The 12,899-nt window shown below is 51.3% G+C and carries 8 protein-coding genes; 5 read left to right on the forward strand and 3 right to left on the reverse strand.

Going from position 1 to position 12,899, the window contains the following annotated elements:
* Positions 1 to 9: 9 nt before the first annotated feature.
* On the reverse strand, positions 10 to 1,413 hold the full coding sequence (gene pabB, locus L4D19_RS09570) for an aminodeoxychorismate synthase component I (RefSeq protein WP_428452270.1): 1,404 nt from the start codon (positions 1,411 to 1,413) through the stop codon (positions 10 to 12).
* Positions 1,414 to 1,718: 305 nt separating this feature from the next.
* Between pabB and L4D19_RS09575 the strand changes: the two genes are divergently transcribed.
* The 4 genes from L4D19_RS09575 (at position 1,719) to L4D19_RS09590 (ending at position 8,761) form a co-directional block, all read left to right on the forward strand.
* Positions 1,719 to 3,227: a fumarate hydratase gene (locus L4D19_RS09575; RefSeq protein WP_160648199.1), complete on the forward strand. Its 1,509-nt coding sequence runs from the start codon at positions 1,719 to 1,721 to the stop codon at positions 3,225 to 3,227.
* Positions 3,228 to 3,568: 341 nt separating this feature from the next.
* The gene (locus L4D19_RS09580; RefSeq protein ID WP_428452271.1) at positions 3,569 to 4,603 is read left to right on the forward strand and encodes an efflux RND transporter periplasmic adaptor subunit; all 1,035 of its coding nucleotides are present in this window, start codon (positions 3,569 to 3,571) and stop codon (positions 4,601 to 4,603) included.
* A gap of 1 nt (position 4,604) precedes the next feature.
* The gene (locus L4D19_RS09585; protein WP_428452272.1) at positions 4,605 to 5,693 is read left to right on the forward strand and encodes an efflux RND transporter periplasmic adaptor subunit; all 1,089 of its coding nucleotides are present in this window, start codon (positions 4,605 to 4,607) and stop codon (positions 5,691 to 5,693) included.
* Positions 5,693 to 8,761, forward strand: a complete 3,069-nt coding sequence (locus tag L4D19_RS09590) for an efflux RND transporter permease subunit (RefSeq protein WP_428452273.1) — start codon at positions 5,693 to 5,695, stop codon at positions 8,759 to 8,761. Before L4D19_RS09585 ends, L4D19_RS09590 begins: the two co-directional genes overlap by 1 nt.
* 98 nt (positions 8,762 to 8,859) lie before the next feature.
* Here L4D19_RS09590 and pyrC read toward each other — a convergent pair whose 3' ends face one another.
* Together pyrC and L4D19_RS09600 are read right to left on the reverse strand one after the other, a co-directional pair.
* A complete protein-coding gene (gene pyrC, locus L4D19_RS09595; protein ID WP_428452274.1) occupies positions 8,860 to 9,894 on the reverse strand; it encodes a dihydroorotase in 1,035 nt (344 codons plus the stop codon).
* 220 nt (positions 9,895 to 10,114) lie between these two features.
* Positions 10,115 to 12,118, reverse strand: coding sequence for a methyl-accepting chemotaxis protein (locus L4D19_RS09600; RefSeq protein ID WP_428452275.1), 2,004 nt, complete (start codon positions 12,116 to 12,118; stop codon positions 10,115 to 10,117).
* A gap of 378 nt (positions 12,119 to 12,496) precedes the next feature.
* On the opposite strand from L4D19_RS09600, the gene hinT reads away from it, so the two are divergent.
* Entirely contained in the window at positions 12,497 to 12,847 is a 351-nt protein-coding gene (gene hinT, locus L4D19_RS09605; RefSeq protein WP_160648204.1) for a purine nucleoside phosphoramidase, read from the forward strand.
* Positions 12,848 to 12,899: the final 52 nt, after the last annotated feature.

The raw sequence follows: 12,899 nt of genomic DNA on the forward strand, positions 1-12,899 counted from the left end.
ATAAACAATCTACTTTTCTAAGATTGGCAGAATTTTACTCAGTTTGTCCAGTGTTTCTTGGTATTCGCTGTCGGCATCACTGTCTGCAACAAGCCCGCCGCCCGCCCAGGCATACAGGATATTTTGCTGGGAAATAAGGGTTCTTATGGTGATACTGGTATCCATTCGACCGCAGCGGCTGATATAGCCAATACTGCCGCAATATACGCTGCGGCGGTGTGGTTCTAGCTCTTCAATGATTTCCATGGCGCGAATTTTAGGTGCGCCGGTAATTGAACCACCGGGAAAACAGGCGCGCAATAGATCGGTTGAGGAGTACTGTGTATCCAGCTCGCCGGTAACCGTACTGACAAGGTGATGGACGGCCGGAAAGCTTTCGATCTCAAACAGCTTGGGGACAGCCACTGACCCAGGCTTGGCCACCCGGCCGATATCATTTCGCAGCAAGTCGACAATCATTAAGTTTTCCGAGCGATCCTTGCTGGCATGGCGTAGCTCGGTGGCGTTGGCGGCATCTTGTTTCTCATCGATAGAGCGAGGCCGTGTGCCCTTGATGGGTTTCGTTTCAACATAACCTTGATTATGTTGAAGAAAACGCTCCGGAGATACAGAGAGAACCGTACATTCCGAGGTGCGGATAAAACCGGAGAACGGCGCGCCATTGGTCTGTTCAAGGCGCAGGTAAGCTGTCCATTCATCACCCTGGTAGCTTGCCTGGAAGCGCTGGGCAAGGTTGATTTGGTAGCAGTCCCCGGATAGCAGATAGTCCTGCACTTGGTCAAATTTGTTGCAATAAGCCGCCTTTGTCATATTGGCGGCCCATTGGGTTGTTAATGAAAATGGTCTATTTTGTTGCTTGCTGGCGCCGCCCTGTTGCAGTTTAAAGGCATTTTGTTGCTCCTGGAGCCATTGTAGGCGTCCGCTGTCTTTTGGCGAGACGAGGAACAGCGTTTGGGTATGGTGATCGGCGATCAGTGCCCAGTCGTAAATGCCGACAGCCATGTCTGCTGCATCAATATCCTGCTCGGCAAGCGATGGGAGATCTTCCACCCGTCGACCGAGGTCGTAGCTGAAATAGCCAAGGGCACCGCCAATAAATGGTACATCCGTCATAGGGTTAAGCGGTGGCAATAATGAAGCCTGCAGTTCTTCTACTAGCTTGAACGGATCGGCGTTGCTCGCTTTTTGGTCGCCATTTGAAAACTTAATACGGGTTGTTTCACCATGTGTCTCTAAAGTGGCTAAAGGATCGGCAACTAGAATATCAAAGCGATTATCAGGGTGATCCTGAGCTGCCGAGCGTAATATCATAGCCCAGGGGTGGGTGGATAAGGGCTCAAACCACGACAGAGTTGCTTCTGGGGTATAATCGAGTTGTTCAATTGCGAGTAGCGGATGCGATTTACAAATCATTTTCTTTTTTGTGACAGGTGTTCGATTGGCGCATGGCGCGAAATTGTTGGCAAGAGTATCATAAACGCAGAATTTAATACGACGCCCAAGGACGATCCTTTGTGTTTTATTTTTACTGATTCAGTCTGAGTAGCTCATAAAGGACACAGCCATGAGGATCATGGCATGTGGTTGCATTGCTTTCTGCACATCCTATTCCCTATACGCAGGACTCGAGCAATGCTAACCACACCCTACACTGGAAGCATGCTGTAACGGCACAATAGTCGGGCGCCATGGAATGATAATAATTAACGAGGGCAATTATGACCGTCATTCGTAAGCAAGATGTGATTGATAGTGTGGCGGACGCACTACAGTACATTTCATACTACCATCCGCTGGATTTTGTTCAGGCCTTGGAAAAAGCCTACAACAAGGAGCAGAGCCAGGCAGCGAAAGATGCCATTGCGCAGATCCTGATCAATTCGCGCATGTCGGCAGAAGGCCACCGTCCGATCTGCCAGGACACCGGTATCGTCACGTGTTTTGTCAAAATTGGTATGAATGTGCAGTGGGACAGCGATCTGACTGTACAGGAAATGATTGACGAAGGTGTTCGCCAGGCCTATACCAACCCGGATAACCCGCTGCGAGCCTCTGTCGTTGCGGATCCAGCCGGAAGCCGCAAGAACACCAAAGACAATGCCCCTGCCGTGGTACATATCGATATGGTACCGGGCGACAAGGTAGAGATTCAGATTGCTGCCAAGGGCGGCGGTTCGGAAAACAAGACCAAGATGGTGATGCTGAACCCGTCGGATGATGTTGCCGAGTGGGTTGAAAAAACAGTGCCGCTAATGGGGGCGGGCTGGTGTCCTCCGGGTATGCTGGGTATCGGTATCGGCGGTACTGCCGAGAAAGCGGCTGTGCTGGCGAAAGAGTCGCTGATGGAGTCGGTTGATATTCATGAGCTGCAGGAACGTGGTGCGCAGAATGCCGAGGAAGAGCTTCGCCTGGATATCTACAATCGTGTAAATAAGCTGGGTATCGGCGCGCAGGGGCTAGGCGGTCTGACAACCGTTGTCGACGTGAAGATCAAAACAGCGCCGACTCATGCCGCTTCCAAGCCGGTTTGTATGATCCCGAACTGTGCCGCAACCCGTCACGTCCATTTTAAACTTGATGGCACTGGCCCGGCGGAGCTAACGCCACCGAAGCTGGAAGACTGGCCTGAAGTAACTTGGGAAGTGGGTGAGAATGTTCGCCGCGTTAATATTGACGAAGTTACCAAAGACGATGTCCAGGAGTGGAAGTCTGGCGAGACCGTTTTGCTGTCAGGCAAAATCCTGACCGGCCGTGATGCTGCCCATAAGCGTATTCAGGATATGCTGGCCAAAGGGGAAGATTTCCCGGTTGATTTCAAAAACCGCTTTATCTACTACGTCGGTCCTGTTGATGCGGTAGGTGATGAGGTTGTTGGTCCGGCTGGCCCGACAACGTCGACCCGTATGGATAAATTTACCGAAATGATGCTCGGTCAGGCAGGGCTTACCGGGATGATAGGTAAAGCCGAGCGTGGTCCGGCTGCGATTGAATCCATCAAGGAGCACAAGGCTGTTTACCTGATGGCTGTCGGCGGTGCCGCTTACCTTGTGGCTAAGGCCATTAAGAAAGCGCGTGTTGTGGCGTTTGAAGATCTTGGCATGGAGGCAATCTACGAATTCGAAGTCGAAGATATGCCGGTGACGGTAGCGGTTGATGCTGAAGGGACCAATGCCCACCAGACCGGTCCGGATACCTGGAAAGTCAATATTGCCGAAATGGACGCTTAGCATTTCGTCTGACTGTTTGAGAAGGAGCCTGTATGGCTCCTTTTTTTATATCTTTTGAGGTTTTTTGCTTCCGCCATTTTTCTCCATTCCTGATTTTCTCTGAAATTTTGTCCTTGTAAATAGAGCATCGCCCAAAGACTTGGTAAGGTCCGGCGGTTCGGCTTAATGAATTGTTTTTTCTTCTTTTTCGTGGTTTGTTGGGTTTCTGTGTCGTTTTATTGGCTACACTAGTACCTTGTGGTCAAAGGCTTTTTGTTGTGAATGTAGCAGCGGCTGGTGATCTTGCGCTTAACACCAGAAGAAAAAACAAGAGTAGACAAAAATAATTTTGGAGAGGTTGTATGGGGCGCGCGCTATTAGCGACCGTCATTACTGGCTTGCTAGTGTCAGGGTGCGGTGAGAAAGAGGTAGAGGTACCTGAGCCGGAATCGAGGCCGGTAAAACTCCAGGCGGTATCCGTGGGTGACAATGAAACATTCCGTACTTTTCCGGCCACCGTTGAGGCCGGGGACAAGGCTGTACTGGCGTTTAGGGTCTCGGGGCAGATTGTTTCATTGGATGTTAACCCGGGTGAAGATGTTAAGCGGGGACAAAAGCTGGCCAGCTTGAATCCGGATGAGCTTACTTTGCTGGTTGAACAGGCGCAGGCGAACTATGAACTGGCTTATGTGCAGTTCAAGCGAGACAAGGAGCTCAGAAAAACCAACGTAGTGTCGGAGCTGGATTTCGATACCTCCAAGGCCGAGTTAAAACAGGCCAAGGCAGCCTTGAGCAAACAAAAATCAAACCTGGGCTACGCAACTCTGGTTGCGCCCTACGACGGGACACTTTCTCTGTCATTGATTGAAAACTATGAATATATCATGGCCAAAGAGCCGGTTATGCATATCCAGAGCGCCGGTCTGATCAATGTCACCTTCCAGTTGCCTGAACACCTTTTAGCCCGCTATCAGGGGCAGTCAGATACTCAGCCAAGCGTTATTTTCGATACGATCCCTGACGAAGTCTACCCGGCCGAGTTTAAAGAGATTGACACCGAGGCTGATCCCACAACGTCGAGCTATAAGGTGACGCTGTTTATGGAGCGCCCTGAAGGCAAGAATATTCTTCCCGGTATGGCGGGGCTGGTGAAAATTGCGATCCCGAAAGGTAATTCGGGGGCGATTCCTAAACGGGCAGTTATTCGAGAGGGAAGCGCAACTTATGTCTGGTATGTCGACGAAGCCGGTATTGCACACAAGACCGAAGTTGAGTTGGACGATAAGGGACGTGTGGTCGCTGGGTTGAATGATGGCGATCAGATTGCGATTTCTGGCGTAGGCGAACTTCAGGAAGGCCAGAAAGTGCGTGCCTGGGTTAAGGAGCGAGGGCTGTAAGATGAAAAAGCTATCCTTGATCTCATTGGCGCTGGGGGCGGTCTTCACATTACAAGGCTGTGAAAAGCCAGTGGTAGAAGAGCGGCAAATTGTACAACCCGTCAGCGTGGATGTTGTTGCCTTGGCTGATGCCGCGCCGCAATTGACCTTTCCTGCCGTGGCGGCAGCGGCCGATAAATCCAGCCTATCATTTCGAATTCAGGGCGAGGTGACCCGTATCGCGGTGCGCCCTGGGGATTTTGTCAAAAAGAACCAGTTGCTTGCCGAGCTGGATCCAACGGACTATCAGTTGGAAGTTGATGATGCACAGGCGAAGTACAATGTGGCCGATAGTCAGTATCGGCGCTCGGCCAAGTTGGTTGACAAAGGCTTCCTGGCCCAGTCGCAGTTTGATGAGTTGCGGGCGCAGCGTAAGATTGCCCGGGCAAGGCTCAACATCGCCAAGCTGAACCTGACGTTTACCAAGCTGGTTGCTCCTTTTGACGGGGTGATTTCCCGGGTGCCTATCGAGCAGTTCGAGAACATACAAGTCGGCCAGCAGGTGATGAACATTCATAGTGCCAACAGTGTCGATATTTTGATCCAGGCACCGGACCTCATTTATTCCCAAAGCTCTGCTGTTGATATTCAGGAATCAAAACCCGGCGCGCGGGTGGTGCTTGACGATGGTGCGGAGTATCAGGCCTCCCTGAAGGAATTTACCACAGAGCCGGATCCGGAGTCAGGCTCGTTCCTGGTTACTTTGACCATGCCGATGCCGGAGGATCGCTTCATCCTTGACGGGATGGCCGTAGAAGTCCGGGCTGATGCGCAAAAACTGAAAATCTACAGAAAGGGCGAGCCTGTGATCCCACTGGAGGCCATTTTTAATGAAGATGGCGATAACCTGTCATCAACAGACAAGTATGTTTGGGTAGTAAACGATGGCAAGACAGTAATCAAGCGCCGTGTGGTAACCGATAAAGTTGTCCCTGAAGGCGTTCGCTTGCTGGCGGGACTTGAGGAAGGGGAAACTATCGTGGTAGCGGGCGGAAACCGTTTGCGAGAAGGTCAGCAGGTGGACGTGATTGCCAAGGAGGCTGAACAATAATGAAACAAGATATCGCAGCCTATTTTATTAAAAACAAAGTCATTAGCTGGATGCTGTCGCTGATCTTCCTGATTGGCGGGACCATGGCCTTCTTTGGCCTGGGCCGCTTGGAAGACCCGGCATTTACTATCAAGGATGCCATGGTGGTGACGGCCTACCCGGGGGCGACTCCGCTTCAGGTTGAAGAAGAGGTGACCTATCCGATTGAGAAGGAAATCCAGCAACTGGCTTATGTGGATGAAGTCAACTCCATCTCCAGTCGTGGACTGTCACAGATCACGGTGACAATGAAGAACAATTACGGTCCTGATGACTTGCCGCAAATCTGGGATGAGCTGCGCCGCAAGGTGAACGATCTTGAACCGAATCTTCCACCGGGCGTTGCAGAGCCGTCAGTCGTTGATGACTTCGGTGATGTGTTCGGTATTTTGCTGGCAATCACGGGGGATGGGTATTCGTACAAAGAACTCAATGACTATGTCGACTATCTTCGCCGTGAGGTTGAGTTGGTAGACGGGGTTGCTAAGGTCTCTGTTACGGGAACCCAGCAAGAACAGGTGTTTATCGAAATCTCCCTGCAGCGGTTGAGCAGCCTGGGTATTTCGCCGCAGACGATTTACAACACCCTGGCGACGCAGAACTTGGTCTCGAGCGCCGGTGCGGTCAAAATCGGGACCGAGTATATTCGTGTCCACCCGACCGGGGAGTTTACCGATGTGGATGCGCTGGGTGATTTGATTATTACCGAGAGCGGTGCCCAAGGGCTGATTTACCTGCGCGATGTAGCGGAAATCAAGCGCGGGTTTAAAGAAGTGCCTGATAACCTGTTGAGCTACAACGGTAAGGTAGCACTGAGTGTCGGCGTTTCGTTTGTCGATGGCGTCAACGTCGTGGAAATCGGTAAAGGGGTCTACCGCCGTCTGGACGAGCTGAAAGAGCAGCAGCCTGTTGGGATTGATATTGGCGTGATTTACAGCCAGCCTGATGAGGTCGATAAATCCGTCAAGGGATTCATAGTCAGTCTCGGCCAGGCCGTAGCCATTGTTATCGTTGTTCTGCTGTTCTTTATGGGGCTTCGCTCGGGCATCCTGATCGGTTTGATATTACTGTTAACCGTACTGGGAACCTTCGTCTTTATGAGCTGGATGGCGATCGACTTGCAGCGAATATCGCTCGGGGCTCTGGTCATCGCCCTCGGGATGCTGGTGGATAATGCCATTGTTGTTGTCGAAGGGGTTTTGATAGGGGTGCAAAAAGGTCGGACGCGGATGCAGGCGGCGTCCGATATCGTAACTCAGACCAAATGGCCGCTACTTGGGGCCACGGTTATCGCGGTCACCGCTTTTGCGCCGATCGGATTGTCGCAAGACTCGACCGGTGAATATTGTGCCACCCTGTTCAGTGTATTGTTGATTTCTCTGATGCTGAGCTGGTTTACGGCTATTTCGCTAACCCCGTTTTTTGCCGATATGTTCTTTAAGGGCGTCAAGAATAAAGGTGATGGCGAGAACGATGACCCGTACAAAGGGTTTGTTTTTGTCACATACAAGAAAGCGCTCGAAGCCTGCATGAGGAATGCGTGGCTAACTGTGATTGTCTTGATCGCGATGCTTGGTGCAAGTCTGTATGGCTTTACGCAGCTGAAACAGTCCTTCTTCCCGTCGTCGACAACACCGATGTTCATGGTTGACGTGTGGTTGCCGGAAGGAACAGACATTCGCTCGACCAACGATAAATTGCATGAGCTTGAAGAGTGGGCCAGCCAGCAGGAGAACGTCAGCCACGTTTCATCCAGTGCCGGTAAAGGGGCACAGCGTTTTATGCTGACCTATTCGCCGGAAAAAAGCTATGCGGCCTATGGCGAGCTGATAATCCGCGTCGACACTTATGAAGACGTAATGCCGATGCTGAGAAAAGTCAGCGACGAGCTCGACACCAAACACCCTGACATTGAATACAAGCTCAAGCGTATCGAGCTTGGCCCGTCATCAGGCTCTAAGATTGAAGCTCGTCTGGTCGGGCCCGATCCGACGGTGCTCCGGGGCCTGGCCCAGCAGGCTGTGGATATTATGCGTGCTGATCCCGGTGCCTTTAATGTGCGCCATGACTGGCGTGAGCGGACCAAGGTACTCGAGCCTATCTTCAATGAAAGCCAGGCCCGCCGCTACGGGATCACCAAATCTGACGTCGATGATCTGCTGCAGATGGCGTTCTCCGGCTTGTCTGTCGGTCTCTATCGTGACGGCACCAACCTAATGCCGATTGTGGCGCGCTTGCCCGATGAGGAGCGTGTGGATGTCAGCACCATTGAAGGGATGAAGATTTGGAGCCCGGCTATTCAGGGTTATATTCCTATTCAGCAGGTGATGCTCGGGGTGAATGTGATCTGGGAAGATCCGCTGGTGGTACGTAAGAACCGTAAGCGAATGCTGACTATCATGGCCGATCCTGATCCTTTGGGGGATGAAACCGCGGCGACTCTGCAGGGCCGTATCCAGTCTAAAATTGAGGCGCTGGACTTCCCTCCGGGCTACTCGCTGGAATGGGGCGGCGAGTATGAATCGTCAGCCGATGCCAAGGCGTCATTGTTCCAGACCATGCCAATGGGTTATCTGTTTATGTTCCTGATCACCATTTTCTTGTTCAACAAGGTTAAAGAAGCCGTGATTGTATGGGCGACAGTGCCGCTGGCGATTATCGGGGTGACGACAGGATTGCTGTTGCTGAATACACCGTTTGGCTTTATGGCGTTGCTGGGCTTTTTGAGTCTGTCGGGCATGCTGGTCAAAAACGGTATCGTTCTGCTCGATCAGATCGAGATTGAGATCAGCAGCGGCAAGGAAAAGTATCAGGCAGTGGTCGATGCAGCTGTGAGTCGTGTCCGCCCGGTATGTATGGCGGCTATTACCACGGTATTGGGGATGATCCCGCTGTTGCCGGATGTGTTCTTCAAGCCGATGGCGGTGACGATCATGTTCGGGCTGGGTTTTGCAACCGTGCTGACACTGATTGTGGTACCGGTTCTGTACCGGATGTTCCATCACCTGAAAGTACCACAGGCGGCCTAGGTATGGTTTAGCATCAATTCGATACCAGTCGCTAGATATTCAAAGGGCTCCCGCGGGAGCCCTTTTCATTGCCTGGTTGGCTTATGGTTATCGGCCGTTTAGCTGGCGATAACTTTCCAGTTCATTTCTTCGCCTGCACGGATAGGTACGACCACGTCACTGCCGAAGGACATCGTCTCCGGTACGGTCCAGCTCTCTTTGACAAGGGTAATGGTATCGGTATTGCGTGGCAGGCCGTAGAAGTCAGGGCCGTTGAAGCTGGCAAAGGCTTCAAGCTTATCCAGCGCGCCTGCCTGCTCGAACACTTCAGCGTAGAGTTCAATAGCGGCATGGGCGGTGTAGGAGCCGGCACAGCCACAGGCTGACTCTTTGCGGCCTTGGGCGTGAGGGGCAGAGTCAGTACCGAGAAAGAACTTAGGGCTGCCGCTGGTCGCCGCTTCAATGAGTGCCTGCTGGTGGATGTTGCGCTTCAGGATTGGCAGGCAGTAGAAATGCGGACGGATCCCGCCAACCAGCATGTGGTTTCGGTTGAACATCAGGTGATGGGCGGTGATGGTTGCACCCACATTAGGACCGGCGTTGGTGACGAACTCAACGGCGTCCTTTGTTGTGATGTGCTCAACAACAATCTTTAGGTCCGGCATCTGCTCGACAATCGGGGCAAGTACCGTATCAAGGAACGTCTTCTCGCGGTCGAAGATATCGACATCGTGAGTGGTGACTTCACCATGGATAAGCAACAGCATGTCAACCTCTTGCATTGCCTGTAGCGTAGGTATTAGCTTGTCGATGGAGGTCACGCCGGAATCGGAGTTGGTGGTTGCACCTGCCGGGTAAAGCTTTGCCGCATAGATGTGGCCGGTGGCTTTTGCTTTACGAATCTCTTCAGGGGAGGTGTTGTCGGTGAGGTATAGCGTCATTAGAGGGGAGAAGTTGCCTTGAGGTTTTTCGGCAAGGATACGATCGCGGTAGGCCAATGCAGCGTCAGTATCGGTAACCGGTGGAACCAGGTTCGGCATGATGATTGCCCGCCCCATATACTGACTGATATCACGGACGGTATCTTTTAATACCTCGCCATCACGTAAGTGCGTGTGCCAGTCATCAGGACGTGTAATCGAAATTGTCGTCATAATTGCTTCCCTCCCAAAAAATTTGCCCGATTCTAAAAGCATCCCTACCTTAAGTAAAGCGCAATGATCAAACAAAGTAACCAGTTGATGATTTAAAGCGCAATCGTTTGCACTGTTATGGCTCTCAGTTGTGTATCGGTTCGGGCTGATAACTCCTGCTGATAAATTAAAGCCAGCAATAATGCTGGCTTTAGTGATTGCTGCCGTAGATGTATCTCAGTTACAGCTTAAATCGCATGACCAGGTCATTTTGCTGGTGAGCCAGGCTATCGAGCTTGCTGCTGGCTTCGGCGACTTCTTCCATTGAGCTGTAGTTGGAGTCAGCAATATGGCTGATATCTTCCAGGCTACGGGCGATGGAGGTTGTCGTCGTACGCTGTTCTTCGGCGGCCTGGGCAATTTGTGAGCTCATCTGGCTGATTTCGAAGATGATAGCCTGAATTTCCTCCATCGCGCTATTGGCATCCGACGCCTGGGTAATACTGTTCTCCATCTCGCTAACACAGCTTTGCATCACAGATACTGCCTGACCGGAACGTGACTGCAGGCTTTGAATCATGGTTTCAATTTCCGCTGTCGAGTCGGTGGTGCGCTTGGCCAGTACGCGAACCTCGTCGGCGACGACGGCAAAACCGCGGCCTTGATCGCCGGCCCGAGCTGCCTCAATGGCTGCATTCAGTGCCAGCAGGTTGGTTTGATCGGCGATGTTACGGATAACATCCAGAATTGAACCGATACTGCTACTCATCTCCTGAAGCTTGGATACCGCATTCACTGACTCGTCCAGACGCTCGGAGAGCTGGTGGGCAGTGTTGATATTGCGACTCATGACTTCGCGGCCGGTGTTGGATGCTTTCTCTACCTCGTGGACCCGCTCCATAGTGTTTTGTGCACTGTGTGAGACATCCGTCACAGATTGTTCCATCTCGGTCATGGCGGTGGCAACAGAGGCTGTTTGCTGTCGTTGCTCGTTGAGACGGTTTTTGGCTTCGGTGGTTGTTGACTGGTTTTCCTCGGCAACCGATGTCAGGTCCTGAGATGCCTGGCTGAGTTTGCCCAGTACTTCTTGTAAGTTATCGGCCAGCGTATTGATATGGCGGCTGAGCTTGTTGAATTCGACGAAATTGTTGTTGTCGCTACGCTTGGTCATGTCACCGGTGGTGAGTGCTTCCAGGGTCTTCAGCGTTGATTCAAGCGGTTTGCGGACACTCTGCGCCAGGTACCAGCCGATAAAAACGGCAAACAGGGTCGCACCGATACCGATCAGAACGGCATTGGTCAGCCCACGGCTATAGGCGCTGTCGGCATTGGCGATGGCGCTTTCCATGTAATCGTTGGCCTTGGTTCTGAAGGTATCGAGCAGGTTGGTAGCCTGATCGATTTCATTAGCCAGTGTCGCGATGTTGTCGTAGAGGCGGTTGCGGGCTTCGATGTAGCGAAAATGCACATCCAGTACCCCGCCGGACTTGCCGATATCAAGGGTGTACTGGGCAATAGATTTGTCGAAGGTGCCTTTGAGCTCCGGGATCAGGGCGGTGAGTGAGCGATAGGCGTTACCGAGGTGGTTGACGTTTCGCTTGTTGCTCTTGACCGCTTTTTCGATGACCGTGATGTTATCTGTCGCCAGTGCGTCAGAGGTGATGGTTTCGGTCTGGCGAAGCTTGATGAAATAGTTTTTTGCGATCATTTTGACAGAAATACTGCTCTGATCTTCGACGTACTCTTTCATCCGGGTATTTAGCTCGTTGTGGAGCTGCTGAAAACGGCGTGCTGACTTTAATCGGGCTTCTTGTGCAAGTAGCTGGGCACGATAGTTATCCATCGCGACATGGGCTTCGGAAAAATACCGTTCTTCCAGGGCGATAAGCTCGCTCAATTGGGTGCTTAGGGCATCATTCCCCGCCGCGGCTTCACGGAGCTGATCAAGCGCTGCGATAAAGGCGGTGTGGGCCTGACTGAAATTTTCTTCGTAGGCCTTCATCCGTTCCGGATTCTGGCTGGTGAGAAAGTCCTTGAATATTTTGTCGGCGGCAAGAAGTCGAACACTAGTCTGGTTGGCGGTAGACACCAGCGGCAGGGCATCAGATGTGACCGTTTTTAGTTGGTTGTGGATCCGGTTTGTTCCATCCAGCATCAGAAAAATGGTTGCAGCAAACAGTATGACCATTACCGCAAAACCAGTGTACATACGTCGAATGACAGAGGTCTGTCTTGTTGTCTTCATAATATCCCTAAACTCTGGCAAACGTGAGCGACAGCAAGCCCACATAAAGTACATTAATACGAAGCTGTAATTATGTTATTGACCTTCGTATAAATTGTGATGTTGTAATTTTAAGTAGCAAAAAAAGCAAACTAAAAAAGACAAAATCGACACATACCACTCTAGCATCTTGCCATGGGGACGAGCAGTAGCAGCAAATGATAAATGAAATTCAGCGCTACATACTTTGACGGCGGCATCAAAAAATAACTTAATTTATGAAATATTTACTGGATTAATGGTTTAAAACGGTGTTCAATATTGCTCTATAGTTTGGACTCAAGCATACTCCACTGACAGGAGATAACCTGAGACACAACATAGTAAATGGAGCATGATATGGCAGAAGAAACTATCTTCAGTAAAATTATTCGTAAGGAAATTCCGGCAGATGTCCTATATCAGGATGATTTAGTGACTGCATTTCGGGATATTAATCCGCGTGCGCCAAGCCATATCCTAATTATTCCCAACAAACTTATTCCGACGGTCAATGACGTCGAAGCGGATGATGAAGCCATGATGGGGCGTCTGTTTACGGTTGCACGTAAGCTGGCAGAGAAAGAAGGGGTATCGGAGGACGGATACCGTCTGATTGTCAATTGCAACCCGCATGGCGGTCAGGAAGTGTACCACATTCACATGCATCTTCTTGCCGGTCGCCCATTAGGCCCGATGCTGGTTGGGTAAGTAACAATAGATCGCCGTGATAACCGCGGGAACTAATATTGCTGGATCAGGT

This window comes from Photobacterium kasasachensis, from assembly GCF_050336885.1.
Taxonomy (GTDB): Bacteria; Pseudomonadota; Gammaproteobacteria; order Enterobacterales; family Vibrionaceae; genus Photobacterium; species Photobacterium kasasachensis.

What these genes read in the sequence shown, in the direction of transcription:
- L4D19_RS09585 (WP_428452272.1), top strand. Translation starts at nt 4,605, where the DNA reads ATGAAAAAGCTATCCTTGATCTCATTGGCGCTGGGGGCGGTCTTCACA.
- pabB (WP_428452270.1), bottom strand. Translation starts at nt 1,413, where the DNA reads ATGATTTGTAAATCGCATCCGCTACTCGCAATTGAACAACTCGATTAT.
- pyrC (WP_428452274.1), bottom strand. Translation starts at nt 9,894, where the DNA reads ATGACGACAATTTCGATTACACGTCCTGATGACTGGCACACGCACTTA.
- L4D19_RS09590 (WP_428452273.1), top strand. Translation starts at nt 5,693, where the DNA reads ATGAAACAAGATATCGCAGCCTATTTTATTAAAAACAAAGTCATTAGC.
- L4D19_RS09600 (WP_428452275.1), bottom strand. Translation starts at nt 12,118, where the DNA reads ATGAAGACAACAAGACAGACCTCTGTCATTCGACGTATGTACACTGGT.
- L4D19_RS09580 (WP_428452271.1), top strand. Translation starts at nt 3,569, where the DNA reads ATGGGGCGCGCGCTATTAGCGACCGTCATTACTGGCTTGCTAGTGTCA.
- L4D19_RS09575 (WP_160648199.1), top strand. Translation starts at nt 1,719, where the DNA reads ATGACCGTCATTCGTAAGCAAGATGTGATTGATAGTGTGGCGGACGCA.
- hinT (WP_160648204.1), top strand. Translation starts at nt 12,497, where the DNA reads ATGGCAGAAGAAACTATCTTCAGTAAAATTATTCGTAAGGAAATTCCG.